21 protein-coding genes and 1 tRNA gene are annotated in these 26,727 nt (G+C 40.8%); 13 read left to right on the top strand and 9 right to left on the bottom strand.

Annotated elements, in window-relative coordinates; genetic code table 11:
* The 3 genes from M595_RS22645 to M595_RS22635 all read right to left on the bottom strand — a co-directional run.
* The coding region (locus M595_RS22645; RefSeq protein WP_023068823.1) for a multi-sensor hybrid histidine kinase at nt 1-420 on the bottom strand (420 nt) is incomplete at its 3' end.
* Between the two features lie 773 nt (nt 421-1,193).
* Complete coding sequence (gene pyk, locus M595_RS22640) at nt 1,194-2,939, bottom strand: pyruvate kinase (protein ID WP_023068805.1); 1,746 nt, start codon at nt 2,937-2,939, stop codon at nt 1,194-1,196.
* 263 nt (nt 2,940-3,202) lie between these two features.
* Nucleotides 3,203-4,045, bottom strand: a complete 843-nt coding sequence (locus M595_RS22635; RefSeq protein WP_023068815.1) for a COP23 domain-containing protein — start codon at nt 4,043-4,045, stop codon at nt 3,203-3,205.
* A gap of 143 nt (nt 4,046-4,188) precedes the next feature.
* Here M595_RS22635 and crtR point away from each other — a divergent pair, with 143 nt between their 5' ends.
* The 9 genes from crtR to M595_RS22585 all read left to right on the top strand — a co-directional run bounded on the left by crtR (nt 4,189) and on the right by M595_RS22585 (nt 15,705).
* On the top strand, nt 4,189-5,061 hold the full coding sequence (gene crtR / locus M595_RS22630; RefSeq protein WP_040484529.1) for a beta-carotene hydroxylase: 873 nt from the start codon (nt 4,189-4,191) through the stop codon (nt 5,059-5,061).
* Between the two features lie 67 nt (nt 5,062-5,128).
* Complete coding sequence (gene lepB / locus M595_RS22625) at nt 5,129-5,716, top strand: signal peptidase I (RefSeq protein WP_040484528.1); 588 nt, start codon at nt 5,129-5,131, stop codon at nt 5,714-5,716.
* Nucleotides 5,717-5,906: 190 nt separating this feature from the next.
* Nucleotides 5,907-6,230: a DUF1825 family protein gene (locus tag M595_RS22620; RefSeq protein WP_023068824.1), complete on the top strand. Its 324-nt coding sequence runs from the start codon at nt 5,907-5,909 to the stop codon at nt 6,228-6,230.
* Between the two features lie 193 nt (nt 6,231-6,423).
* The gene (lepA, locus tag M595_RS22615) at nt 6,424-8,238 is read left to right on the top strand and encodes a translation elongation factor 4 (RefSeq protein WP_023068820.1); all 1,815 of its coding nucleotides are present in this window, start codon (nt 6,424-6,426) and stop codon (nt 8,236-8,238) included.
* Between the two features lie 347 nt (nt 8,239-8,585).
* Complete coding sequence (locus tag M595_RS22610) at nt 8,586-9,533, top strand: UDP-glucuronic acid decarboxylase family protein (protein WP_023068806.1); 948 nt, start codon at nt 8,586-8,588, stop codon at nt 9,531-9,533.
* A 128-nt stretch (nt 9,534-9,661) separates the two neighbouring features.
* A complete protein-coding gene (locus M595_RS22605) occupies nt 9,662-11,026 on the top strand; it encodes a UDP-glucose dehydrogenase family protein (RefSeq protein WP_023068804.1) in 1,365 nt (454 codons plus the stop codon).
* Between the two features lie 1,236 nt (nt 11,027-12,262).
* Nucleotides 12,263-13,267 (top strand): hypothetical protein, encoded by a 1,005-nt coding sequence (locus tag M595_RS22595; RefSeq protein WP_023068807.1) that lies wholly within the window; start codon nt 12,263-12,265, stop codon nt 13,265-13,267.
* 1,420 nt (nt 13,268-14,687) lie between these two features.
* Complete coding sequence (locus M595_RS22590) at nt 14,688-15,098, top strand: hypothetical protein (RefSeq protein ID WP_023068813.1); 411 nt, start codon at nt 14,688-14,690, stop codon at nt 15,096-15,098.
* Nucleotides 15,099-15,120: 22 nt separating this feature from the next.
* Nucleotides 15,121-15,705, top strand: coding sequence for a hypothetical protein (locus M595_RS22585; RefSeq protein WP_023068818.1), 585 nt, complete (start codon nt 15,121-15,123; stop codon nt 15,703-15,705).
* Nucleotides 15,706-16,028: 323 nt separating this feature from the next.
* Here M595_RS22585 and M595_RS22580 read toward each other — a convergent pair whose 3' ends face one another.
* Nucleotides 16,029-16,469 (bottom strand): hypothetical protein, encoded by a 441-nt coding sequence (locus tag M595_RS22580; protein WP_023068809.1) that lies wholly within the window; start codon nt 16,467-16,469, stop codon nt 16,029-16,031.
* Nucleotides 16,470-17,519: 1,050 nt separating this feature from the next.
* Nucleotides 17,520-17,592: transfer RNA gene (locus M595_RS22575), tRNA-His, on the bottom strand.
* A gap of 164 nt (nt 17,593-17,756) precedes the next feature.
* On the opposite strand from M595_RS22575, the gene M595_RS22570 reads away from it, so the two are divergent.
* From M595_RS22570 to mnmH, 3 genes are all read left to right on the top strand, one after another.
* Nucleotides 17,757-18,809, top strand: coding sequence for a hypothetical protein (locus M595_RS22570; RefSeq protein WP_023068808.1), 1,053 nt, complete (start codon nt 17,757-17,759; stop codon nt 18,807-18,809).
* Nucleotides 18,810-19,880: 1,071 nt separating this feature from the next.
* On the top strand, nt 19,881-20,132 hold the full coding sequence (locus M595_RS31610; protein WP_071809972.1) for a hypothetical protein: 252 nt from the start codon (nt 19,881-19,883) through the stop codon (nt 20,130-20,132).
* Between the two features lie 181 nt (nt 20,133-20,313).
* Nucleotides 20,314-21,348, top strand: coding sequence for a tRNA 2-selenouridine(34) synthase MnmH (gene mnmH, locus M595_RS22565; protein ID WP_023068821.1), 1,035 nt, complete (start codon nt 20,314-20,316; stop codon nt 21,346-21,348).
* A gap of 96 nt (nt 21,349-21,444) precedes the next feature.
* On the opposite strand, the gene M595_RS22560 is transcribed toward mnmH, so the two are convergent.
* From M595_RS22560 to M595_RS22545, 4 genes are all read right to left on the bottom strand, one after another.
* On the bottom strand, nt 21,445-21,870 hold the full coding sequence (locus M595_RS22560) for a response regulator (RefSeq protein WP_023068810.1): 426 nt from the start codon (nt 21,868-21,870) through the stop codon (nt 21,445-21,447).
* Between the two features lie 334 nt (nt 21,871-22,204).
* Nucleotides 22,205-23,050, bottom strand: a complete 846-nt coding sequence (locus M595_RS22555; protein WP_023068803.1) for a transglutaminase family protein — start codon at nt 23,048-23,050, stop codon at nt 22,205-22,207.
* Between the two features lie 41 nt (nt 23,051-23,091).
* Nucleotides 23,092-24,090: an alpha-E domain-containing protein gene (locus tag M595_RS22550; RefSeq protein ID WP_023068816.1), complete on the bottom strand. Its 999-nt coding sequence runs from the start codon at nt 24,088-24,090 to the stop codon at nt 23,092-23,094.
* 39 nt (nt 24,091-24,129) lie between these two features.
* A complete protein-coding gene (locus M595_RS22545) occupies nt 24,130-25,563 on the bottom strand; it encodes a circularly permuted type 2 ATP-grasp protein (RefSeq protein ID WP_023068814.1) in 1,434 nt (477 codons plus the stop codon).
* Between the two features lie 591 nt (nt 25,564-26,154).
* Between M595_RS22545 and M595_RS22540 the strand changes: the two genes are divergently transcribed.
* Nucleotides 26,155-26,637 carry a hypothetical protein gene (locus tag M595_RS22540; RefSeq protein WP_040484526.1) on the top strand — a complete coding sequence of 161 codons (483 nt, stop codon included), beginning with the start codon at nt 26,155-26,157 and terminating at the stop codon, nt 26,635-26,637.
* Nucleotides 26,638-26,727 lie beyond the last annotated feature (90 nt).

Below are 26,727 nucleotides of genomic sequence, written 5' to 3'. Positions count from 1 at the left end.
CCGTTTTTGAGAACGTTTGATCTCCTGATGTGAACGTGTGATATTTTGAGTTTCTATCGTGGGAATCACCCATTGCACCTGAGAGTTTGGATTAATCCGTCCAAGAGCGAGGATATAAGGATTAGAATCTAAATAACTGTAAGTGTCTGTTTGCCATAGATTTTTTTTTTTTTCTCCCCAAAGTATCCAGCGATTTCCCATGCGGTTGAGGGAAGATATTTTATGGTTAAACTGATTGGTAAAAGCGGCTTCTATCCCCTGAAAATCTGATTGAATGAATTTCTGAAGATAGTTGTGTTCACGCATCTGAACTTGTCGCCCCAGAAAAATTGCGATGACGCTAAAGTTCAATCCCACTAATATTGATAACCAATGGGAATTTAACCAAGTTCGTTTAAGACGCTGAAATAAAAAAAACATACTTTTAGTCAAAAATGATGTATCAAAAAAAATGATGTATTTTTTCGGTTTTTATTTTTAAACTTTATCAATTTATTATCAATTAAAAGTTGAGATTCAAACTTTGATTGATTCAATTATTAAATCTGGCAGTCAATTTAATCTTATTCTAAATTTATATATCTATCTTACTCAATTTTTCTTGACTTAAGGTTAAGAGAAAGCTTTAATTCATAAATCTAAATAGTCAAAATGTGTAATTTTATACAAAATCAACCTGATACCGATCCGGTATACTGCATCCTCCTCAATCGAATTTAGGATGAAATACTTATTATTAAATCAAAATTTGAATCAACTCCTTGAGTTTATCAATGAAAATCTAATAAATCAAGACTGTTATTTCCCCTCTCTATCAACCGTTGAAATGTGAAAAAGTTGGGTCAAGTTTCAGAATTTAGACGTGGAGAAATTGAGGAGTTAGGTTTTTAGGGCCAAAAGTCTCTCGGACACGGAAGTTGTATCTGGAGTACCGATGACTAATTTCTGCGGTAATTGCATAAGTCCCGCTTGTTGAGACATATGTAAGAGTGGATGGATCTAAATGCTCCGAAGTGCAAGGCTTCGATACACTCTACGATTAACGTTAGGGTGTATTTTTTTGCTGAGAAATACCCTGTACACCATCACTTCGCGTACAGGAGTTCAGGAGTGGGGAGACAGTTTACAGTGGACCCGTTATCCGTTCTTTTGACTGTCCCCTATCCTCTGTTCCCTATTTTCTGTTCTCTGATTTACCCTCTCGTCGCCCCCGAATACACCGAACCCCGTTGCATATCCAACGTTAAAATTGTGCCATTGCGAATCACCTCTGTTGCATTCTTCACCCCGATAATCACCGGAATACCCAAACGCAAGCCAATCACCGCCGCATGAGACGTTAAACTGTCAACTTCGGTGACAATACCCGAAGCTTTACGAATCACCTCAACAAACTCCGCATTAGTTTGATGAACAACCAAAATATCACCCGAACTAAAATCACTCAGTTGCGACGCCTCTTGTGCAACTTTTGCCCGTCCTGTGACCGAACCTTGACCCACAGCCGTCCCTTTGCCAAGCAAAGCATTAACCACTTCCACTTTGACCAAATCCGTCGAACCGGGAACCCCTTGGAGAGTACCCGCTGTTGTCACCACCAAATCCCCATCAGAAAGTAAATGATTTTCCCGAGCGACATTCACCGCTGACTGAAACGTTTGATCCGTCGAAGACAAATCCAAAACTAATAACGGCTTAACTCCCCAAACCAAACTCAACTGTCTGGCCACCTCCACGTGAGGCGTCACGGCTAAAATGGGAGTTGCAGGGCGAAACTTAGAAACATTTCGAGCCGTTGCCCCTGTTTTTGTTAACGTCATAATCGCCCCCGCATCCAGTTGGTGAGCAATTTGAGCAACCGCCGCCGAAATCGCATTGGGAACAGAGCGCCCAGTATCCGCAACAGTAGAAATATGGCGGGTAATTCCTTCTTTTTCAATCCGGCGAGCAATTCGAGCCATTGTAGCTACCGCTTCGACCGGATATTTACCCACCGCCGTTTCATTAGAAAGCATGACTGCATCAGTACCATCTAAAATCGCGTTGGCAACATCAGAAATCTCAGCCCGAGTTGGCCGGGGATTGCCCACCATACTGTCTAACATTTGAGTGGCCGTAATCACCGGAATTCCAATCCGGTTCGCCGTCACAATTAACCGTTTTTGTAAGATCGGAACATCTTCAGCCGGGAGTTCCACCCCTAAATCGCCCCGAGCGACCATCACACCATTACAGAGGGTAAGGATTTCCTCCATTTGTTCTATCGCTTCATGTTTCTCGATTTTGGCAACCACAGGAACATTTTTGCCGGCGCTGGCGATCAGTTCTTTGATTTCTAAAATATCTTGAGGATTTCGTACAAAGCTGAGGGCGACCCAATCAACCCCTTGATCGAGGCCGAACATCAAATCCTTACGATCTTTGTCTGTTAAAGCTTTAATCGATAAATAAACACCCGGAAAATTAACGCCTTTGCTATTGGAGAGCGGCCCACCAACGACAACCCGACAGTGAAGTTCTTTGGCTTTGCGGTCAATTTTTTCGACCTTCATTTCAACTTTGCCATCATCGAGCAAAATATCTGCACCTTCAGGAACTTCGTCAGCTAGAGGTTCGTAGGTAACAGAGGAGATTTCTTGGGTTCCCGGTAACTGACGTGACGTGAGAATGAAGGGATCGTCTCGCTTGAGGACAATAGAACCGTTTTCAAATTGACCTAAACGAATTTTTGGGCCTTGAAGATCTTGAAGAATGCCAACGGGTTGATTCAGTTCAAAGGAAATTTGCCGAATCATCCGAATACTACGTTGGTGATCTTCATGGGTACCATGAGAAAAGTTGAGTCGGAGGGTGGTAGCACCTGCTTCGATCAAGGCGCGTAGAACATCTGGCTGTGCGGTGGCAGGGCCAATAGTGGCGACAATTTTGGTTCGGTGCATCTTTATTCAGTGAACAGTTATCAGTTATTCAGTGACCAGCGCGAAGTTCGCGATCATTGCAAAGTTTGCAATCTTAGCAACTTCGCCGCGAGAGTTTTTTCAGTTTACAGTTATCAGTGTGTTTGTCAGTGTGTTTGAGTAATACACCGCACACCGTTCTCAATTTTTTCACTTTTGACTTTTGACTGTTCACGCTCTGACAAACTCAGTCTTGCCGAGAACCGCAGGGTCACAAGTTTGGGCTGCACTCACCGCACTTCATGTTATTGATTGTAATTGGGTGATTGTAATTGGGTGCCAGTTCCTCGATCTTCTGGGGCAAGAAAGGGTTTGAGGTTAATACCTCGGGAGCGATTCCGTTGAGTGGAGTTGCCACCCGTACCCCCTCGGAATATTCCTTGAATAATATCACCTGTACTGTTTTCATCGGTGAGGGTATATACGGCTTGGGTGGCGGTACCGCTATCGGCAACAACCAGGTTTTGGAAAATGCGATCGCGTACCAATTGCGGGTTTTCTTCGGTCGGTACTGTTAATACAATTCGACAGCTTGGCACATCTTCGGTCGTCGCACAGATGACGTTATAGCCGTTTTCAACCCCGGTAAGCAATTCATATAGTCCATCGGGTCGATAGGACTCTAGACGGCTACTAATTTCGTTACAACGACGATCCGGTGTCCAACCGCCTCCCATTTCACCAGGAACAGCCCAAGCAAAACCTTGATTGTCTTGAGTAACGGGGTAATACATGACGGTATACTCTCCGCCAATCACCTCACATCTAAACCGAGGTTCAGTTGCGGTTTCGGTTTCAATTTCCTCGACCGGAATTGGAGAATTGACAGTTGAGTCTGGGGCAGGAGAACTTTGGTCTTGAGGAAGTTCTGTTTCTGTGTCGTTCGTTTCTGGTGCCGGAACTCGGATATCACGGCGATCATCATTTTGTTGAGGGAACCATCCCGGTGTACGACCTCCTCCTGTCCAGTTGGGTCTGGCTTGGGCTGATGAACCAAAACCCAATAAAATCAAAACACTCACGGACAAACTGAGGATTCGGTGTACATTGGAACAGAGGTGAGACTGAGACTTTAAACGAGAGGACATGGAATTTTTCTCCTTCTTCGGGTAAATTTAAAGTTGGTTTTCAACAGGTTAAGATGAGATTCATATTTGTCACGAAACTTTACAGTTTGTGGCTTTGTCTCATAAAATACAGTGGTGTGACAGAATAAGGAGTGCGAAAAGTAATGTCGGAGGCCGGGAAGGCACTGACGGCTCCCAAGGAGTTTCTTATCCCTGAGGGGGGCTTCAATGTAACGCTACTGATGTTTTTAGGTTCAGTAGGTTTAGTAACGACTTCCGTAATCGGATATTGGTGTTGGAACTGGGTCGGTTGGTGTTGTTTTTTCATTAACGTGCTTGCTCTGCACTTGGCAGGAACAGTCATTCACGATGCTTCTCATAATTCAGCCCATCGTCATCGGATTGTTAATGCCATCTTGGGACATGGAAGTGCGCTCATGCTAGGTTTTGCCTTTCCAGTATTTACACGGGTTCACATACAACATCATGCTCATGTTAATGATCCAGACAATGACCCTGATCATTTTGTTTCCACAGGTGGGCCTTTGTGGTTAATCGCTGCTCGTTTCTTTTACCATGAGGTGTTTTTCTTCAAACGACGACTGTGGCGAAAATATGAGCTTTTAGAATGGTTTTTGAGTCGGTTGTTTGTATTTAGCATTGTTGGCTGTTCAATCCATTATGGCTTTACAGATTACATCCTCAATTATTGGTTCTCACCCGCATTGGTTGTCGGTCTAGCCTTAGGGTTATTTTTTGATTATTTACCTCATCGTCCCTTTGAAGAACGTAATCGCTGGAAGAATGCCAGAGTTTACCCGAGTGCAATTCTCAACCTTTTAATATTAGGTCAGAATTATCATCTCATTCATCATTTGTGGCCGTCTATTCCCTGGTATCAATACAAGCCTGCCTATGAGAAAATGAAACCTTTACTCGATTCTAAGGGATCGCCTCAATCGTTGGGGTTACTACAAGGAAAAGATTTCCGAGGTTTTATTTACGATATCTTTTTGGGAATACGCTTTCATCATTGATCGCTAACCCTAGAAAATTTCACTCTAAAATGTGATCAATTGCAGTTCAATTCGTTAGTTTCAATAGATGGAAATGCCCTCACCGCCAAAGGAAAGTCAAACCGCGACCCCACAAACTGGATGGAAGAAAATCTGGAGTGAGCAGGGGGAAAATTTTTTAATTTTGGCGATCGCTCTGGTATTATCGGTCTTGATCCGAATGTTTGTGGCTGAACCCCGCTACATTCCCTCAGATTCGATGATACCGACCCTAGAAATTGGCGATCGCTTAGTGGTTGAAAAGGTGTCTTATCACCTTCATTCCCCCAAAGCCGGAGAAATTATCGTCTTCAGCCCTCCCAAGCCGTTACAAGTACAGGGCTATTCAACTCAGCAAGCCTTTATTAAACGGATTATCGCCCAACCCGGTCAAACGGTGGCGGTGCGAAACGGGGTCGTTTATATCGATAATCAACCCCTAGAAGAAGACTATATCGCCGAACCTCCTGCTTATAATTGGGGGCCTGAGAATGTTCCGGCTGATCATTATTTTGTCATGGGGGATAACCGCAATGATAGTAATGACTCTCATATTTGGGGGTTTCTTCCCCAAGAAAATATCATTGGTCATGCTGCTTTTCGCTTTTGGCCGATTGATCGCTGGGGAAAAGTCTAGTCAAATCCCCGAAAATAAATCCTGTAGAGGAATAATCTCTGACTTCCCTCAGTTTATCCTTGAGTCCTAAGTACGGGAATTGCGACTGACAAAAGTGTGAAGACTGTCGATCTTGACTGTTAGAATAATACAAAAACTTAGGGAATTCCTGAGTTTAAATGATAGCAGTTTAGTAAAATAAAGAGTAGCTATGGGATTCTTTGACTCAGAGATCGTTCAGCAAGAAGCCAAACAGTTATTTGAAGATTATCAATCCTTAATTCAACTGGGTGGTGATTACGGGAAGTTTGATCGCGAAGGCAAAAAACTGTTCATTGCACAGATGGAGTCGATCATGGATCGTTACCGCGTGTTTATGAAGCGCTTTGAACTCTCAGAAGATTTTATGGCTCAGATGACGATGGAACAGTTGAAGACTCAACTCGGTCAATTTGGCATCACTCCCGATCAAATGTTCTCTCAGATGAACACAACACTCGAACGTATGAAAGCCGAGTTAGAACAGCAGTCATAACTCCCAAGGTGAACTGTCAACCTTTAGTTGTGACATCTCAAGAAGTTAAGTTCATCAAAGCCATGAACAAAAAAGTTGTATGAAGATGGACGACGGGCCGGCTAAGTTTTGTTAAAATACGTTAAATTAAGTTTAGCTCTCCTGATCTTGCCATCAATCATCATTCATCTCTCCCAGTAGTGGAAAAATCCCTATGACAAACGTTCCTGTTTCTCGAATTCGCAACTTCTCAATTATTGCTCACATTGATCATGGCAAGTCCACTTTAGCCGATCGCCTGTTGCAAGATACAGGGACAGTCGCACAACGGGAAATGAAGGAGCAATTTCTAGATTCGATGGACTTGGAAAGAGAGCGCGGCATTACCATTAAGTTGCAAGCGGCTCGTATGGATTATACAGCCAAAGATGGTAATCAGTACGTCTTAAATCTGATTGATACTCCCGGTCATGTGGATTTTTCCTATGAAGTTTCCCGGAGTCTGGCGGCTTGTGAAGGAGCATTATTAGTTGTTGATGCGTCTCAAGGAGTCGAGGCTCAAACCCTGGCAAATGTCTATCTGGCTCTAGAAAATAATTTAGAAATTATCCCCGTTTTAAATAAAATAGATTTACCCGGAGCCGAACCGGATCGAGTCAAGGAAGAAATCGAAGAAATCATTGGTTTAGACTGTTCTGATGCCATCCTCGCTTCCGCCAAAGAAGGAATTGGTATCAATGAGATCTTAGAGTCAATTGTTAAATTAGTTCCTCCACCTGAAGATACAGTTTCGCAAAAGTTAAGGGCGTTAATTTTTGATAGTTATTACGATAGTTATCGCGGAGTAATTGTCTATTTTCGAGTCATGGATGGAACGCTCAAAAAAGGCGATCGCATTCGGTTAATGGCTTCTAAAAAAGAATATGAGATTGATGAAATTGGGATATTATGTCCGACTCAAAAGCCCGTTGATGAACTCCACGCAGGGGAAGTTGGGTATGTAGCCGCAGCCATTAAAGCCGTTGAAGATGCCCGAGTTGGAGATACGATTACCCTAGCCAAAGATGCGGCAGAAGAACCGTTACCGGGTTATAAAGAAGCAAAACCGATGGTATTTTGTGGTTTATTCCCAACCGATTCCGATCAATTTCCTGACTTACGCGAGGCCCTCGATAAACTCAAGCTGAATGATTCTGCCCTATCTTATGAACCAGAAACCTCGACCGCAATGGGATTTGGGTTTCGTTGTGGATTTTTGGGGTTGCTGCATATGGAAATTGTGCAGGAGCGTCTCGAACGAGAATATAATTTAGATTTAATTGTAACTTCACCCTCAGTTGTTTATCAGGTAACGACGTTAAAAGGGGAAGTATTAATGATTGATAACCCCACAAATTTACCGGAACCTAACCTCCGCGAGAAAATAGAAGAACCCTATGTACGAGTTGAAATGATTACCCCCGAAGAATATGTGGGAACATTGATGGATTTAGGTCAAACTCGTCGGGGTGATTTCAAAGATATGAAATATTTGACGCTCGGACGTACAACATTAGTCTATGAAGTTCCCCTCGCCGAAGTGGTCACAGATTTCTTTGATCAGATGAAGTCTCGCTCTCGGGGTTATGCCAGTATGGAGTATCATTTGATTGGCTATCGGGCGAATCCTTTGGTGAAGTTGGATCTGATGATCAATGCCGATCCGGTTGATTCTCTATCGATGATTGTTCACCGAGACAAGGCTTATGGGGTGGGTCGAAGCATGGTGGAGAAGTTAAAAGAGTTGATTCCTCGCCATCAGTTTAAAGTTCCATTACAGGCGGCGATTGGTTCTAAAATCATTGCCAGTGAACATATTCCGGCGTTACGAAAAGATGTTTTGGCGAAGTGTTACGGGGGAGATATTAGTCGGAAGAAGAAATTACTCGCCAAACAAGCAAAAGGGAAAAAACGGATGAAATCTCTAGGATCTGTTGATGTTCCTCAAGAAGCATTTATGGCGGTCTTACGATTAAATCAAGAATCGTAGATCTACCTGAACAGTTGACCGTGAAGTGATCAGTAATCCTGCTGATTGGGGAATTTTATTAATTGCACCTACCCATAATCATTTCACGAAGGTTGACCGAGTTATTGTTTCCGGTTCCCTGCTGCCATTGACAACACAATATAAATGTGATGCGATAGTATTGGGTTGCATTTTTTTGAATTTATCCCTTAAAAGTTGACCAACTTGGATTTTGATTGAGTCAGGGCTTGAAGCATTACATCTAGTCAATCGGGTAAACCAGAGAGATCAACTTTTGCAAATTTGGATTTGAAGCCAGATTTTTGTACTATGGAATTACCCTCTACGTTTGCGTGGTAAGTGCAACAATGAGAATTTTAGTAACAGGCGGAGCAGGTTTCATCGGTTCACACCTCATTGATCGTCTAATGGAACAAGGTCAGGAGGTGGTTTGCCTGGATAATTTCTTCACAGGTACGAAGCGAAACCTCGTTAAATGGTTTGGGAACCCTTATTTTGAACTGATACGGCATGATATCACAGAACCAATTCGGATAGAAGCGGATCAGATTTATCATTTGGCTTGTCCGGCTTCCCCAGTTCATTATCAGTACAACCCCGTCAAGACGATTAAAACTAATGTCTTGGGAACGATGAATATGTTGGGGTTGGCCAAACGAATCAAAGCGCGATTTTTGTTGGCTTCAACCTCCGAAGTGTATGGCGATCCTGATGTACATCCCCAAACTGAAGACTATCGGGGAAATGTTAATCCGATTGGGATTCGCAGTTGTTACGATGAAGGAAAACGAGTGGCGGAGACTCTAGCCTTTGACTATCATCGTCAAAATGGAGTTGATATTCGAGTCGCTCGAATTTTTAATACTTATGGGCCTCGGATGTTAGAAAACGATGGTCGAGTGGTGAGTAATTTTGTCGTACAAGCTTTGCAAGGAATTCCGTTAACGGTCTATGGAGATGGTTCACAAACTCGCAGCTTTTGCTATGTGTCTAACTTGGTAGATGGGTTAATGCGTCTGATGAATGGGGATTATATTGGCCCGGTGAATTTAGGAAATCCGAGTGAATATACCATCCTCCAATTAGCGCAAAAGATTCAGCAGATGGTTAATCCCGATGCGGAGATTCAATATAAACCCCTCCCTCAAGATGACCCGAGACAGCGACAACCAGACATCACGAAGGCAAAAACCTACCTCAATTGGGAAGCAACTGTTCCCCTAGAAGATGGCTTAAAGCTAACCATTTCAGACTTCCGCCAACGAATTTTAGAGGAACAGTCAAAACATCAATAGAATGGAAACAGGATTCAGTAGGCTGTAATACCCTTTGAATCCTAATGCGATGATGATGGGTACACAACCCCTCTCATCTAGTAATTCTCGTTTTTTTGTTTCGTTTATAGCATGAGGATATCATTATTATGCAAGTTTGTGTGATTGGTACGGGATATGTCGGCTTAGTGACTGGAGTGTGCCTTGCTCATAGTGGTCACGATGTACTCTGCGTAGATAATAACGAAGAAAAAGTCAAATTGATGAAATCCGGACAGTCACCGATTTATGAACCGGGTTTATCAGAATTGATGAAAAAGAATATGGAGGAAGGACGGTTATCCTTTACTTCAGATTTGGGTGCAGGGGTCAATCACGGGGATATTCTCTTTATTGCAGTTGGAACTCCGGCTTTACCGACGGGTGATAGTGATACTCGTTATGTCGAAGCGGTGGCTCGTGGAATTGGTTCTCATCTAACCACAGGTTACAAAGTTATTGTCAATAAATCAACTGTACCGATTGGTTCGGGTGACTGGGTGCGGATGATTGTTCTTGATGGAGTTGCAGAACGACAAAATCAAGAAGGAGCCAAAAAAGATGTAGAAGTTGCATTTGATGTGGTGAGTAACCCAGAATTTTTGCGAGAGGGTTCTGCGATTTTTGATACCTTCAACCCCGATCGGATTGTTTTGGGGAGCAATAACAAAAAAGCACTCGATATGATGCAACAGCTATACACTCCGATTATTGAGCGCAAGTGTGCAGATGATCCGACTTTACCTCCGGTTCCGGTTGTCGTTACCGATCTCAGTTCAGCAGAGATGGTGAAATACGCAGCAAATTCTTTCTTAGCAACTAAAATCAGCTTCATTAATGAAATTGCCAACATTTGCGATCGCGTCGGAGCAGATGTTAAACAGGTTTCATTGGGGATTGGTTTAGACTCTCGAATTGGGAAGAAGTTCTTAGAAGCTGGAATTGGTTGGGGGGGTTCTTGTTTCCCGAAGGATGTTTCTGCGTTAATTCATACTGCTGATGACTACAATTATGAAGCGCAGTTGTTGAAAGCAGCAGTTGAAGTGAACAATCGTCAACGGTTAATGGCGGTTGAAAAGCTCCAACAAATGCTCAAAATTCTCAAGGGTAAAACGATTGGATTATTGGGGTTAACATTCAAACCTGATACCGATGACTTGCGAGATGCTCCCGCTTTAAATATTATTGAACAACTGAATCGTTTGGGTGCAAAAGTTAAAGCCTATGACCCCATTATTTCTCAAACGGGAATGCGTCATGGTTTGTCTAATGTGATTGTTGAAACTGATCCGGAACTGTTGGCTGATGGTTGCGATGCGTTAGTTTTGATTACCGATTGGGAACAGTTTAAGAACTTAAATTACTCGAAGATGGCGAAGTCAATGCACTCAGCAATGCTGATTGATGGCCGGAACTATTTAGATCGCAAACAGTTAGAAGAAGCTGGATTCCAATATATCGGTATCGGACATTAAACTCTAAATTTTTAGAATTTAGCGTTCTAGATTCTGAAGATGTGACAATCTAATCAAACAGTAGACGGGAGAGATAAAAAATGCTCTTTCGTCTTTATTTATGTAATATTAAATACTTAAATATTTGCTACAAACCCACATTCCTTCGAGGAGAGAGAGTCAGGGAAGCCGCAGCCAAGTTGGGAAAACGAAATATAATTTGATACTCGACAGGTTTCATAAGCCCTTTTGCGCTAGGTTTGAGTTGAAAAGCTGTTGTTGTCCCCTGGTAGGCGGGGAGAGTCTGGCTGTTTCATCACTCTTGCCCACGATTGTTAAAGCCGAAAAGTGGCTATAGCATTTATAATCAACATTAAGGAGAGTTGAAAGGTTAAGGCAGTGGATTGCCTAAAGTGTATTTTTTGATTTTGGGTTTGGCGAAATTAATTTGTGATCGATAGATCTCGGAGGTTAAACGAAATTAATCTGTTACAACACGCATTAATTTGTGAAAACAGCCATAAATCCTAGCTAAAACGAAATTAATTCGTTACTAACGAAATATAATTTGATACTCGACACAGGGCGAACGATGGGACTCGAACCGCATAGCCATAAAAAACGGGGTCACAACGAAGCGTCGTAAACCCCAACCTAATCTACCGAATGCGAACTTTAGGTAGAAAATAGGTAGAAATGAACAAGGATTATAGCGTTCTAGCATTGGATACCCTTAACCAATGGTTTTTATCAAACGGTATAGACACAAGTAAGCTTGTGAGCTTTGAGTTATTGCAGGTATATCTCACAGGATGTAAAAAGTCAACCCCTAAAGGTGTAAGTATTTCTTATAGTGCTAAAAAATCTAATCGACTATATCTGAGGTTTAAGACTGCGAGTCATCCAAGAGCGGACAAGGATAACCCGTGTAACGAGATATTCAGTAAAGATGGGTTAATCAATGCTTTAATCAAATCTTTCAAGGTTGCTGACAAGCTTAAGGAATTTGAGAATGAGTCTGATTTTTGGCAATGGTACAGTCAATAAATTGAAGAAAAAAGTCAAATTAAAAATGACTTAATAACTATTGAGGATGCGGTTAAACTTTGGAAAAAACGATACATCGAAGCGACTGACAAACGAAATTTAAAACGTAATGAGAAAGGGTTCGAGGCAAACACAGAGGCTAATTGGGATAGTACCTATGGAGTATTTTACAAAAGGTTAGACAAATCAAAAATCTGTAACGCTACAGTCTTGATAACTCAATTTGACAACATTTGGGGTCATCTCAAGGGGCGTAAAGGTTACAAAAATGCTAACGCTGCTATATGCAAATTATTGAGAGAAACGAGACAACACAGCGAAGTCCAGAAATGGGTAGAACACTACGGAAAAATAGAAGTCACAGAAAAAATAGAGGTACAAGAGATAGACATTAATTTGTTTTTTGATTTCAGAAATCGAATACTAGGACTCGGTGGTTACACTTTGACAAAACTTCAAATGAACAGTATTGAGTCAAGACAACAATGGTTTAAAGCTTTATCAATCAATTTAATCTATGGTTTTCGAGGTCAAGAATTCAAAGCCATTGCTAACCTTGATAAACCCGTAACCGTTGGCAAGCGTGTTATTCCGGCTCTGTATGACCCAAGCAATAAAGACAATATTTTGGTGTTAAATGACTGCTTTGAGGTCATAGACGACAGTGGCAATATTCACAAAATAACCATCAAAACTAAAGGTCGTTTAGCGCGTCCAATGGTACATCCTGACTACCCTAATTTGATTGAAATGTTAGACATCAAAAATTCTGACATCTCTTTACCGACATTAAACCCTAAGAGCACGTCCAAACCACAAACCATCAAACAAGCTTATATTCAAAAATTAGGGCAAAAGTTAAGACGATGGGTAACTCAATGCGGACTAGGCTTCAGTCAAACTCATGCACTTCGACATTTAGCTAATTTACACGGTACTCTATCGGGTTTAACAGATGACCAAAGGGCTTTAACTCTAGGTCACTCTAAGGCAATGAACGAGCGTTACAACAAGCATAAGACTATTGACGCTAGCTTAGACCTGCTGACAAGAGATATCAACGGGGTAGAACAACTAAGGAATGATAATGAACGGCTAAAAGCTGAGAACGCTAGACTGAAAGAGTTGTTAGCTTTCTCTCAACGGGAGAATATGAACCTAAAAGAGATAATTCAGAATCTACAGGGTAGCGACAAAGTAACCAGAATTAAGTAAGACTTTTAAAAATTCGGTAGATTAGGTGGGGTTTACAGCGTACTCGTTGTAACCTCATTTTTTATGGCTATGCGGTTCGAGTCCCATCACCCGCTTGAGTTATAACACTTGCTACAACTACATTTGAGAGGATAATTAAACCAACAAAGCAATAAACTTACCTAAAATCTACCTAAAACAAGCATATTTCACACTCATATCAACTGACCATCAACTCTGTTATATTGATTCACTAATCAACCATCACAACACTGTCATCCTGTCAAACCCTCACTTTTACCCATAACCTGAACTTTCAAGCCTACCAATGTCGCTCTATCTGTCAAGGTCAAGCCTACGGTGCTACGCAACCTTGACATCTATCGCTTGCCTGTAGTGCTTAGAGTTTTGTCAGGTTTAGGGGGAAGGTGTGTTAGGGGATTACCCACAGCAGTAGACGAGCTTGGTTGGTTTTATTTTTTTCACCAGTCATGTCTACAGCCTCAATTTAGACTCGTCATTGGTACCGATAATGTGACTGCTAACTGAGAACCTACTCATTGTGTTACCTCTTGATTTTTGGCTATAGCCTGGTAAAAAAAACAGATTTTACACTCAAAGTCAGGTTTTAACTGCGATATCGTTTTGGAACAAAAATGAAAATCGACTAATTCTGTTATCTCGTGACTTAATTCTGTTTTTTTGATTTCTCTGTTGTTACATCTCTCTAACAGTTGATAGCCCTAGACAAACTAAACCCCTACAAGCTATATCCTGTAAGGGTTACGAGTTTTATCGACTTCACCCCATTCGGTCATCACTTTGGTTGTCATGGTTAGTCTGTTGTGAATCATATATATGATTAGATATATATGATTGGATGTGGGAGTTAATAGATTGGGTTAAGTGGTGATGGATGAGGAGATGTTAAAGGGGTTAGTAGCACCCAAGTTTGAATTAAAAATCAAATTTTTAAGAGGTTAACAAACCCTGAAACCCTTACTGTACAAGGGTGGAATTTTGCAGGTACTTACCCTTTAGAGTAATTGATAAGTTGAGGTCTATTTACAAAAATGGCTGCAATACCTACTGTCGCTGAAATACGACAAGTTGATTTAAAAGTCAGTTCTAATATTAGACAATCAAGGTATTAAAATATCTTATAGGGTACTTGACAAGTGTTAGAAATTATTGTAAATTAATTGATGTTTTAGTCATATTAAGATAACTTATAAAGCTTGACATTAGTATTTTAATAAACCTACTATTTTCTTAATGCCTGATAGGTGCTACCAACACCTACCAAGCTTGTCCACTGATAAGTCAGTATCAATGAACAAATCAATTATAGGGCTTTTATCAGGCTCTAGAACAGTCGTTTCAACTTTCTTAAAAGCTGTCTGTTTTCCCTCTATGCACATCACAAAAGAGGGCAATAATAATGGCAACTGAATTAATTAGTTTTCGCTTGTCTGGTGATGACCTGGAATGGATTAAGTCTCAGTGTTTACCAGAGGAGTCTCTCAATCTTGCAGCTAAGAGACTGCTACTGTTGGCCCTCAACTCTGGTGTTAACACTGTAGACACATCTGTAGACACGCCGAAAAATGAGCATCAGTTAAACGAATTAGAATCTCGCTTGAATGAACGCTTAACAGAGATTGAACAAAGACTAGAATCTTTCGTTCAAACGAATGATTGTGATGCTTCTGTAGACACCCCTGTAGACAGGTGTATACATCTAGAAAAATGGTTGTCTGATACATTACCAAGACTTAATCATTCACCTGGCTATAAAGACAAGTCAGCACGTTCATTAATTAAGTCTATTCAAGACTTAGGCAACTCTTAACGATACATCAAAATATAGAATCATGGACATTACACTGAATATCCCTACACTCTCATTAAAGCATTGGAGTGAATTTCGTTATTGCCGCAAAGATGGATACAAGCGTTTAGTTCCTTCAATTGAGATGGTAACAAACCAGCGTTTTTTCAAGGTGTTTCTTGAACACAAACAACAAGGTGATTATTATCAGCCAGTCCGTTATGACGCTAATTATGTTCGTTATTACTACGGCAAAGAAACGATAGTAGTTAACGGTAAAACGACGGTTAAATGTGAAGACGATGAACTGATAGAGATTATCAAAACTGAGTCTCAAAAGGTTGAAAATTGGCTTGACATTATCAGGGAGTTGAGAAGACGTGAGAATTTAACCCGTGAGGAATTTTGGAGTGAGTCAGGTTTTGTCAGACAACAGATGCACAACCTAAAACAATATACGTTACAGGGTGAATCGTTGGGACTAAAGGCAATGGCTCCAATTGTCATTTATTCACACAAGAAAGGTCACGTAGACTTGGTAAGGGTAGTATCAAAGCTATGGCGCAACGCGGGCGGGAACAGGGAACAGCGCTTGCCTTGCGGCCCGGCGGTTTCCGGCGAGACTTAGTTTGCAATCTTAGGGAACACCGGATCAGGGGATTGAAAAACCCTTTAAATCAAGGTTTTAGGTTTGTGGGTTCTCGAAGGTTTGTTAACATACCAGCGCGAACTGTTATAGAACCTTTCACTGAGCTTGCTAGTGCTTTTGTAGCTACTGCAATCTGATAGAGATTAAAAGAAGTAAGGTAAGGTAACTGATATTGTCAGTTACTTTTTATTTATTTATTTATTTATTATTATTATTATTATTATTATTATTACTTACTCTACTCTACTCTACTAGGAGTTGTTCTACAAACAAGATAAAACAACTCCTGTAAGAATTAAACGTTATTTTTTTTTACTGTGATAATGTTCGTAGACCTCTTTCATAAACTTAATAAATTCATCCTCAGTAAAGCTACTCAACAAACCTTCTAGCTGAAGCACTGTCTTTGCTATCGCCCAAGTTTTATCGAAAATAACTTGTCTCATTTTTGATGGAGCAACACTGTTTTTTTTAGCTTCACCTTTCAATTTACATTTTGCCAATCTGCGTACTCCTGACTCACTCTTGATTGCATCCCCAAAAAGCTTATGAGCCGAATAAGGGTTAGTTTGTAGCTTACTCCAATGAACAGTTATCATGTTTCCGTCCTCATCTAAGTCTGGTTCAACCTCAGCTTTGTCTTTGTCTTTGCGCTTGGCTTCTTCGAGCATATCTATAGCCTTGTGGGAAAGACGCTTAATATCCTTGACATCATTGAACAAATCTTCATTGTCAGATACCATTGGTTTATTCCTTAAAGTTGCCTAAGCCCGTAGTGTCGTTATTAACTACGGGTATATTTACGTCTATATTTACGGCGTATTTACGGCGTAACTATGCCGTAACTCCTATAATACCGTAGCAAGATTACAAAGTCTACTGTCTACATTTTGTTGACACTTGTAGACAGCAGTGTAGACACTGTAGACAGTAGGTGTAGACAGAACTAAGAAATGCTCTAATATTAGGGCATTTTCATTCTCTAGATAGGCAACGATTACTTTATTTGATTTTTAATTCAAACTTGGGTGCTACTAACCCCTTTAACATCTCCTCATCCATCACCACTTAACCCAATCTATATACACAATCTATATACATTTATCTATATAGAACCCGTAACCCTTACAACACACAATTTGTAGGGGTTTAGTCTGTTTAGGGCCATCAACTGTTAGAGAGATGTAACAACGGGTATCTGAGAAAAAACAGAATCTAAGGTCAAAAATACAGAATTAGTCGATTTTCAAAAGAGCGCCTAAACGATATCGCAGTTAAAACCTGACTTTGAGTGTAAAATCTGTTTTTTTTACCAGGCTATAGCCAAAAATCAAGAGGTAACACAATGGGTAGGTTCTCAGTTAGCAGTCACATTATCGGTACCAATGACGAGTCTAAATTGAGGCTGTAGACATGACTGGTGAAAAAAATAAAACCAACCAAGCTCGTCTACTGCTGTGGGTAATCCCCTAACACACCTTCCCCCTAAACCTGACAAACTCAAGACACCAATGGCAAGCGATAGATGTCAAGGTTGCGTAGCACCGTAGGCTTGACCTTGACAGATAGAGCGACATTGGTAGGCTTGAAAGTTCAGGTTATGGGTAAAAGTGAGGGTTTGACAGAACAGCCCGTTATAGGCTTGTAGATGAATAAATCAATATAACAGACTTGATGGTCAGTTGATATGAGTGTGAAATATGCTTGATTTAGGTAGATTTTAGGTAAGTTTATCGCTATGTTGGTTTAATCATCAGTGTCAAACCTAGTGTTAGTAAGGCATGACAGTACAGGGCGAACGATGGGACTCGAACCCACGAATGGTGGAACCACAATCCACTGCCTTAACCACTTGGCTACGCCCGCCATACGATTTATTAATGTAGCACAAGATTTCTCATTTGTGCAATCCTTGGCAGGAAAAAGCAAAAAATAACTTGAGCAATAGACATAACCGACAAACCGGAGTTGGTAGCGGGGTCGAATCGTGTAATAATAATCCGGCAATGATCCAACGCTGCGGAGTCCTGATGGCTGATATTCCCCAATCGCCCAATGAGTTAGCTGAAGTTCTGCAAGAGCTAACTGATCTAAAGTTTGAACTCCCCGATCCTGAAGATGATGAAATAGCCGAACCCGACTTTGAACGACAGATCGATGTCGCCTGGAAAGTTTGCGATCGCTTTGATTTGCAAACCGAAATTTGGCGGGGTCGAATTTTGCGAGCAGTACGCGATCGTGAAAAACGAGGGGGTGAAGGACGGGGAACAGGATTTCTCAACTGGCTGAAAGACCGGGAAATCAGCAAAAGTCAAGCCTATGCTTTAATTGAACTGGCAAACAGTGCCGACACACTCCTCGCTCAAGGTCAGTTAAACCCAGACTCGATCAACAACTTCAGTAAACGAGCCTTTGTTGAGACGGCAAAATCTTCCCCACAAGTCCAACAAATGATCTCAGATGCTGCTTGCAATGGCGATCGCATTACTCGCCGTCAGGTGCGTCAGATGTCTGATGAATGGACTGCAATGAGTTCTGATCTACTACCAGAAGAAGTGCGAGAAAAAGCTCAAGCCGGAGTGATGCCGACTCGTTATCTGGCTCCTCTAGTCCGGGAAATGGAAAAATTACCCGAGTCTCATATTACTGAAATTCGTCGAGAAGTTTCTGCCAGTCCAGATGTCGATACCATTAAAAATCTGACTTCAGAAGCCAAAAATTTATCTAAATATCTTGATGCTGCGGCTCAAGTCCAGGCGATCAATCAATCTTCTGTTGATGTGGAAATGGCGTTAGAAGAAGCATTGCGAGTCGGTTGTTTGAACACAGCCGCAGATCTCGTTAAACAAGCCACTCAACTCGAACAAGCGATCGTCAAACTTCATAGTACCTGGAAGCGGGTTGGGAGTTTAGCCGATCGGCTTTATGTCGATACTGGTGCAAGTACCCCCCATTTGCGATCGCTGCTTTCCTGTTTAGAACAACTTGCAGGTCAAGTTTTAGAAGTTCAGCTTGGAGACAGTCGAGAGGGCAGAATTCGCTTACAAATTTTAGCTGATAATGAAGATTCTTTTCGGGAATAAAGAGTCAGAGATTGAATGTTTTAATTCATCTTTTGTACTCCAACTGTACCTCTAGAAATTCCCTTAACCCGGTGAAGCTTTGGCGGGGATTGTTTAACCTTAGCCGGACTAAAACCTCTGTGAATCAATAACTTCAAACAAGAGCAGGGCAGCACCAATCCCCAAAATAAGAGTTGATCAAGCAGAGTCATCTAACGGGATTGAGAACTAACCTGAGAAGTCTGAGGCGAATAGGAACGTAAGGTCGAAAATATTGATTGATCTTGTTTATTGAAATTATTATACTTGCCGCAGTTATTAAAAGTAAAATTGTAATTTTCATCTATTTTTTTGAATCTTTAGGCAACAACAAGCTATGACATTTAGAAATAATTCCTAACAAAACTTAAAGCTAGGAACCATTATCCTATCTCCAACTGATTGCTGACGGCTATATTTTGAGAAATGTAAACTCTTTCTAGCATTGGTTAGTAATGTTTCTTAATCCCAGAATAGTTAACTTTTATTGAGTTTGACAAGAGAATTTTATAAAGATTTAGTAATTTGTGGAGACTGAGATGTAAATGTTCAGTAAACCCCTTCTATAGAGGCTCATTGGTAATTTTCGTTACTGAAGTTCAGCACCTAACTCCACTGAATATCCAGAACTAGGGGGAATTGGTTAATCGTCTTGGTACAAAAGAAAAGCTTTTACAATAAAAGTCTAGATTTTGCAATAACATCTACGAACAAAATTAAAGTAAATCGTATGATTTGATACAAACTTTAATTTTTTTTAAAGTATTATGAGGTCAATCCAGGCCATTTTTCAATGATTAAGTTTCCGATCAACTGATTCCCTCTGATTGCTAGTCTGGGAGAACGATAACAGCTTGAGTGAACTGGCTCTATTTTCTAGATTGAGACAAAAATAGGGATTTGTTCAAAGAGTATGACATTTTCATTCATCAAAAAGCTCGGAAGATCAAGTGAACGCTGTATTTCATTCGGAAACTTAATTGATAAAGCCCCTCATTAATAGTAAAAACAAAGTCCATAAATTGCGTCGTTTAAACTTCAATAATATTAGCCATGAATAATTGTCCCTGCTGCTCCACCAATATGCTCCGTCACATTCGTCATTCCCAAGTGTATTGGTACTGCTCAAACTGTAAGCAAGAAATGCCAAATTTGTCAGATTGCGTTAAAATCAGCACGATCTTAAATCGCTTTCGCACTCATTCGTGTCAAATACCGATGAAGTTTGCCGATCAATTCCCGAATACTCCCCAACCTCAGCCTCAAGAGGGAACCGTCCAAAGTATACTCGGCATGGGGTGTTAATACCCCGCCATAAAGCTGACAAGCTGCTCGAATTTTTGAAGATTTAAGAGGAGGAATCACGAGTCTCAAAAATGATCTAGAGACTATTAACAGTTGAAGATCTATAATCTTTAAAGATAGGGGTGAGGAGGTCAAATCCTAAAAGTTGAGGCATGATATTGATCTCAACTCACCGCAGCTTATGTCAAACTCTGTTAATCCTGACGAATTTTTTCGATCTCCGGGCGTCATCCTTGATGTTCGCAGTCCTGCCGAATATACTCAAGGACATATTCCAGGGGCGATCAGTTTTCCCTTGTTTTCTGACGAAGAACGCGCCCAAGTCGGAATTTGCTACAAACAACAAGGACGCAATCATGCTGTTGAGTTAGGGATGAAGATCGCTGGCCCAAAATTTGCCGATTTTATCGCTCAAGCTAGAGTTTTAGCCGCAGAGAGTTCTGTACGAATATATTGCTGGCGGGGAGGAATGCGAAGTAGTGGAGTGGCTTGGGCGTTGGAAATGGCGGGATTTCAGGTTTTTCTTCTCCAGGGAGGATACAAAGCCTTTCGCCGTTGGGGACGTTCTTTGTTTGCAGTTCCTCAAAAAATAATAATTTTGGGGGGAATGACGGGAACAGGTAAAACAGAGATTCTCTATGCTTTAGCGACGTTAGGAGAACAAACCCTCGATTTAGAAGATTTGGCGAATCATCGCGGAAGTAGTTATGGGGCTTTGGGTCAACCCCCTCAACCGACAAACGAACAATTCTGGAACTTGATCACGGTACAATGGTTACAATTGCAACGTCATCAATCGGTTTGGATCGAAGCAGAGAGTAAACGAATCGGAATTTGTCGGGTTCCTCAAGAGGTTTTTCAGCAAATGGAACCTGCACCTGTGATTGAAATTCAGCGAACTCGCGAAGAACGACTTTCACTGTTGGTTGAACTTTATGGAACTGCAAATCGAAAAGAGTTGATTCAAGCAACAGAACGAATTCGCAAACACTTAGGGGGGTTAGCGACTCAAGAAGCCATTAATTTTATAGAACAAGAGAAACTCACTGAAGCGCTGGATTTAATCTTGCGTTACTATGACAAAACTTATACTTATGACCTACAAAAGCGTCAAGGCTCAGTCTATCCTGTAGATATTTCTGGAAAATCTACCTCAGAAGCGGCAATTTTAGTTCGTAAAACAGCCCAACAGATTTCTTCTCAAGATTGTGCTTAGTATAAGCGTTTAGTGACTCACGAGCGGTTCTGGTTTGTATCCTGTACTCACCTCGAAAAAAGCTTCTCAATTTAGGTTAACCCGAAGATTCATCAGTTAACTCGCGGCGATCATTTCCGGCATTCCCTGGGCTGAAAGTTTAGCCTTGATTTCTTCAACGAATGCTTTATGATCGATCACAGGCTTGGGAATATAGCCATCTGCGCCACTTTTGTTGAGGAAATATTCTCGATCATGAGCGCCTCCATTGGCGGTGACGAGGATAATGGGTAGATTTGCGGTTTCGGGGTTCGCTTTCAACATCTGGGGAATTTGAATCCCGTCAACGGCTTGACCTTGATAATAACTATTTGCTAATGCAATATCCATCAAAATTAGATCAGCTTGTTTGGATTGAGCTAATTCCATTACCGTTTCGACATCTTCTGTGTGTTTGGCGATTAATCCTCCTCGTTTAGTGAGGATGCGCTCAAATACTTTCCAGTTGATGGGGTTGTCTTCAACGACTAAAACGGTTTTCATCATGGATTCACCTTCCGATCTACAAGATAACTAGGGGATGTTCTACTATTAGTTTGACGGATTTTGTCCCAAAAGTCGATAGGGATAAGTTCAGGAGTTCAGGACTTCTGTTCTCAGTACGGATGAAAAAAGATAGAAAAGTTCAGGATCAATCCGGGAAATCTTCGATCAAATAAGGGGAGTAACCCGCTCGGATTATCAACCCTCATGTGCCTCCTGAGTTCAGGCTATTGCCAAAATTTTACATCCGATCAAGCGCGATATTGGCGAGGAAAAAATCAGCAATGGCTGCAAAAAGGTTAACGCATAATTGGGTTTCATTGATTTTTTGACATTATTTTTTTTCAATTGACAGTGTATAATTCATCATAGACTTTGCCTCAGCACCCTGAAAGTTTCCGGTAATCGGTGCCGCATGACGAGGAACAGCAGTAGCAACTAAAGCAATATGGCGATCGCTAACGGCTAGCCCTTCAGTCGGATCATAACCTCGCCAACCTGCACCCGGTAAATAGACTTCCGCCCAAGCATGAAGGTGTTGTTCTTGAGGAGATAAATCCCCTTCACGATACCCACTCACGAACCGGGAAGCAATACCTACCGCCCGACAAGCAGCGATAAAAACAACAGCTAAGTCTCGACAAGATCCAAATTGTTGTGTCCATGTTACTCCAGGGGGAAGCGGTGCGCCTGTTTCTCGAAACATATGTTGACAGGTTTGATAAATTCGTTGATTGAGAATATTTAAAAAGGCAATAATCTCTGCATTAGAACTTTGCCAAATTTCTTGAGCCAGTTGAGCAATAATAGGATCAGCTAAATCCGATTGTAAATAGGGCTGAAGATGAGCAAACATCGAAACTGGATAATCTGTAATGGGAAGTTCTAAAGCCCAAGGTTCCAACAAATAGTTAAAAGGATTGGTACAGTGAGTTTGGACATGAGAACTAACTTTAATACTCAGTTTTTCAGTTTGTTGTTTAAACCAGAGTTTGATGATGTCATTTCCACCTAAATCCACAATACTAGATTGACCAACGGGTTCAGGAAAAACTTCAATCAAAAAAGAGTGTAAGGTTTGAAAGGCATCAGAACGAGGACGCAAGCAAACAATATGAGGAGTCAAATCAACCGCTTGAGTGTAAGTGTAAGTTGTGGTGTGAGTGATATTGTAATCCATCGATTGATGTCTCTGTAATACCTGATTCTATTTTCTCCGATTTAAGGAGTCAAAATTGTTTGTCGAGAACTAATTGTGATTTGATTAGGAATCGGTTCTAAAGCAAAAAAGGTTTCAAACATTTTATCTCCAATCAGATTGATTCTCCGTTGCAAATCATCGAGAAATTGATGCAATCCTCTGTCAGTAATATCATCAATCGTCATATAGTCTAATTCAGCCCGTAATCGTCCTAATTCTCGTTCTGAGGAGTTTTGCCAGGTTCCAGATAAACTTCCTGTAATTTGATGTAGAGATTGTTCGGCGTGGATCAAACAGTATTGGATAGAACGAGGAAACTCTCGATCTAAGACAAAAAATTCAACGACACCATAGGGTGTAATTTGATGACGTTTTTGACGTTTTCGGTACATCTCATAAGCACTGGTTGATTTTAATAAAGCTATCCATTGAATTTCATCGAGAGTCGTTCCCACATCTTCGACAGAAGGCAAGAGAATATAATATTTAACATCTAAAATTCGAGAGGCTTTATCCGCCCGTTCTAACAACCGTCCAATATTACCAAAATGCCAACCTTCGTTGTGAGACATGGTAGCATCCATAATCCCGGCAAATAGATGTCCATTCAGTTTTACTTTATAGAAAAATTCGGGTAAATCACAGAGATTTTGTCCTTTGGCTGCATCCCGAACCATCATATAAAATTCGTTGACTTGTTCCCACATTTCTGAAGAAATGACTTCTCGAATTGAACGGGCATTTTCTCGGGCTGCTTTTAAACAGGAAAGAATTGAGTTCGGATATTCTGCATCAAAAGTAAGAAACTGAATCACATTTTCAGCCGTTGCTTCTCCATACCGTTCTTGAAAGAGGGGTAAATCTCCTGTAATTAACACAAAAGGCTGCCATTGTTGTTCGAGTCCTAAAGGTGAATCTAGCAATAAATTGCGATTAACTTCAACAAATCGGGCAATATTTTCGGCTCGTTCTACATAACGATTAAGCCAATAAATTGAATTTGCAACACGACTTAACATAAGCTATTTTGACTTGATTTTACACTAATATTCTTGTTTTTAATCTTTTAAAACCCAAGTATCTTTACTCCCTCCACCCTGAGAAGAATTAACGACTAAAGAGCCTTTTTTTAGAGCGACTCTGGTTAAGCCACCGGGATGAACATAAATATCTTGACCATACAAAATATAAGGTCGTAAATCTACATGACAGCCTTCAAATTTGTCTTCTAATAGCGTCGGAACACGGGATAAAGATAAGGTGGGTTGAGCGATATAATTGCGAGGATTGGCTTTGATTTTTTCCGCAAATTCTTGACGTTCTTCGGCAGTTGACTCTGTACCGACTAACATTCCATAACCGCCCGCTTCATTGGCGGCTTTCACGACTAATTTATCGAGGTTAGCTAAGACATAATCAAGTTGTTGCTTTTCCCAACATAAATAAGTCGGAACATTGGGTAAGATTTGATCTTCGTCGAGATAATAGCGGATCATTTGAGGAACATAGGCATAGATGACTTTATCATCTGCAACCCCCGATCCTAACGCATTCGCTAACGCTACTCGCCCTTGACTATAAACCTCCATTAAACCCGGAATTCCGAGTAAAGATTCGGAATTAAACGCTAATGGATCAATAAAATTATCATCAATCCGACGATAAATGACATCAATGCGTTTTAAGCCTTTGGTGGTTCGCATCTGTACATAACCATCCACCACCACTAAATCTCGCCCTTCGACTAATTCTACACCCATTTGTTGGGCTAAAAATGAATGTTCAAAGTAAGCTGAATTATAAATTCCGGGGGTTAAAACGACAACCGTTGGATCAGCAATATGGGAAGGCGCAAGATTGAGTAAAGTTTCTAATAAATGACTCGCATATTCATCAACGGGTTGAATTCCTAATGTCGCAAAAATTTGCGGAAATGTACTTTTCATCACGCGGCGATTTTCGAGTACATAAGAAATCCCCGAAGGACAACGAAGATTATCTTCGAGTACATACCATTGTCCATCGCGATCGCGAACTAAATCAGTTCCGGTAATATGACACCAAATTTCTTGCGGGGGTTTTAATCCCATACAAGGCTTTAGAAATCCTTTAGAAGACTGAATTAAATCTGCCGGCATAATGCCATCTTTGATAATTTTTTGCTCACTGTAAATATCAGCAATGAACAAGTTCAAAGCATGAATTCGTTGTTTGAGTCCTTTTTCTAACCAGTTCCATTCGGAAGCTGAGACAATTCGAGGTACAATATCAAAGGGAAATACCCGTTCAGTCCCTTGATGATCTCCATAAACATTAAATGTAGCTCCGAGCTTAATCAAAGCGGCTTGAGCGGCTTGCTGTCGCAGGGTTAGCTCCCCTGGAGAAAGAGAATTAATCCGTTCAATTAGCAGTTTGGCCTCAAGGCGAGGTTCCCCTTTGGCGATAAACATTTCATCGTAGAAATCCCCGGGTTCGTAGGAATCAAATCGCACTGGCTTTTGTCCCTATTGCTGTCACAACAAAGTCATTTGAATTGAGAGTTGTCAAATCTATTGATCAGTTCAGAAAAGGTGTGTCTCAGTGCAGTTAGTTTTTGATTGTTCTGTGATTTGCTTTTCAGAATACATCATCATAATGACTAACCAAACACAGTACACTGCTGAGTGATCATTCCCTCTTTGTTAAAAGGTTAACTAATACTTTACCAGAACTTTTGTCAGTTTGATCTATTTTTTTTAGCCGATCAAAAAAATTCACAGATGCGATTTGATCGAAAGTGACGAAACTTTAAACGTATTCATCCCCGATCACAACAGAGTTTTATGGAATTTTCAAGTATTATATATGACAATAGAGGGAGGCTGAGTCTAGAGGCTGTAACTAATGATACGAAAATCGTCAAGCTGTCAACTTCCGATCTCAAACCCCTAGCCCGGAACAGTTGTGTTAAATTAACTAAAAGTCAGTGCAAACGGGTGAACTCAATCAAAGATCGTCGAATCACAACTTGCCTACTCACAATCTAAAGAAAGTATTAAAAAATCGAGAAAATATTTGGGATTGAGTCAATACAGGATTAATCTATGTCTATGTTCAAAGAAAAGGAAAATCCATTAAGCTATCAAGAAACCTACCCCTGTCCAGTGTGTCGCTGTGGTGATCTTTCTAATATTGCTTTAATGGACGCATTTGGTTGTGATGTCTGTCGTCACATTTTTACCATTCATCCAGAAAGACAACTCCTGAAAATGGCAGATCGGGAACCTTCTATTACTTGGCGATGGAATGGTCAAAACTGGAAAGGAGAACATATTGGCAACCTCGAAATTAGTTGGGTTTATTGGTTAGCAGCATTGTTACTCATCTTGTTACCTCCAACTTTGATTGGACTCTCTGCTTTTCTGTTTCCTCCAATTTCGGGTGGATTTTCGGCTTGGTTTCCAATTTTTTGGACAGTTATCGCATTTTTATCTCATCTATTTTTAGTCTTGTGGCTGATTGCAGAAGCTTACCAATTTCCCGTCTTTCTCTACTTAAGAAATCGATGGCAACAGTTGAGGTCATAAACATCATAAAACCAGATCTTCACCCAAATTGGTAAAATAAACTTCTTGAATTTGCCAATTAGGATTTGTGGTTAATGTTTCTCGCAAACT

This window comes from Lyngbya aestuarii BL J, from assembly GCF_000478195.2.
Classification (GTDB): Bacteria; Cyanobacteriota; Cyanobacteriia; order Cyanobacteriales; family Microcoleaceae; genus Capilliphycus; species Capilliphycus aestuarii.
This window is presented reverse-complemented; position numbering and strand designations above follow the sequence as displayed.

Bases quoted from the DNA above. Each gene is read 5' to 3' on its own strand.
- crtR (WP_040484529.1), top strand. From the start codon at position 4,189: ATGTCGGAGGCCGGGAAGGCACTGACGGCTCCCAAGGAGTTTCTTATC.
- M595_RS22610 (WP_023068806.1), top strand. From the start codon at position 8,586: ATGAGAATTTTAGTAACAGGCGGAGCAGGTTTCATCGGTTCACACCTC.
- M595_RS31610 (WP_071809972.1), top strand. From the start codon at position 19,881: ATGAATAATTGTCCCTGCTGCTCCACCAATATGCTCCGTCACATTCGT.
- pyk (WP_023068805.1), bottom strand. From the start codon at position 2,939: ATGCACCGAACCAAAATTGTCGCCACTATTGGCCCTGCCACCGCACAG.
- M595_RS22555 (WP_023068803.1), bottom strand. From the start codon at position 23,050: ATGGATTACAATATCACTCACACCACAACTTACACTTACACTCAAGCG.
- M595_RS22580 (WP_023068809.1), bottom strand. From the start codon at position 16,469: ATGGTATCTGACAATGAAGATTTGTTCAATGATGTCAAGGATATTAAG.
- M595_RS22605 (WP_023068804.1), top strand. From the start codon at position 9,662: ATGCAAGTTTGTGTGATTGGTACGGGATATGTCGGCTTAGTGACTGGA.
- lepB (WP_040484528.1), top strand. From the start codon at position 5,129: ATGGAAATGCCCTCACCGCCAAAGGAAAGTCAAACCGCGACCCCACAA.
- mnmH (WP_023068821.1), top strand. From the start codon at position 20,314: ATGTCAAACTCTGTTAATCCTGACGAATTTTTTCGATCTCCGGGCGTC.
- M595_RS22585 (WP_023068818.1), top strand. From the start codon at position 15,121: ATGGACATTACACTGAATATCCCTACACTCTCATTAAAGCATTGGAGT.
- M595_RS22635 (WP_023068815.1), bottom strand. From the start codon at position 4,045: ATGTCCTCTCGTTTAAAGTCTCAGTCTCACCTCTGTTCCAATGTACAC.
- M595_RS22620 (WP_023068824.1), top strand. From the start codon at position 5,907: ATGGGATTCTTTGACTCAGAGATCGTTCAGCAAGAAGCCAAACAGTTA.
- M595_RS22540 (WP_040484526.1), top strand. From the start codon at position 26,155: ATGTCTATGTTCAAAGAAAAGGAAAATCCATTAAGCTATCAAGAAACC.
- lepA (WP_023068820.1), top strand. From the start codon at position 6,424: ATGACAAACGTTCCTGTTTCTCGAATTCGCAACTTCTCAATTATTGCT.
- M595_RS22590 (WP_023068813.1), top strand. From the start codon at position 14,688: ATGGCAACTGAATTAATTAGTTTTCGCTTGTCTGGTGATGACCTGGAA.
- M595_RS22560 (WP_023068810.1), bottom strand. From the start codon at position 21,870: ATGAAAACCGTTTTAGTCGTTGAAGACAACCCCATCAACTGGAAAGTA.
- M595_RS22550 (WP_023068816.1), bottom strand. From the start codon at position 24,090: ATGTTAAGTCGTGTTGCAAATTCAATTTATTGGCTTAATCGTTATGTA.
- M595_RS22570 (WP_023068808.1), top strand. From the start codon at position 17,757: ATGGCTGATATTCCCCAATCGCCCAATGAGTTAGCTGAAGTTCTGCAA.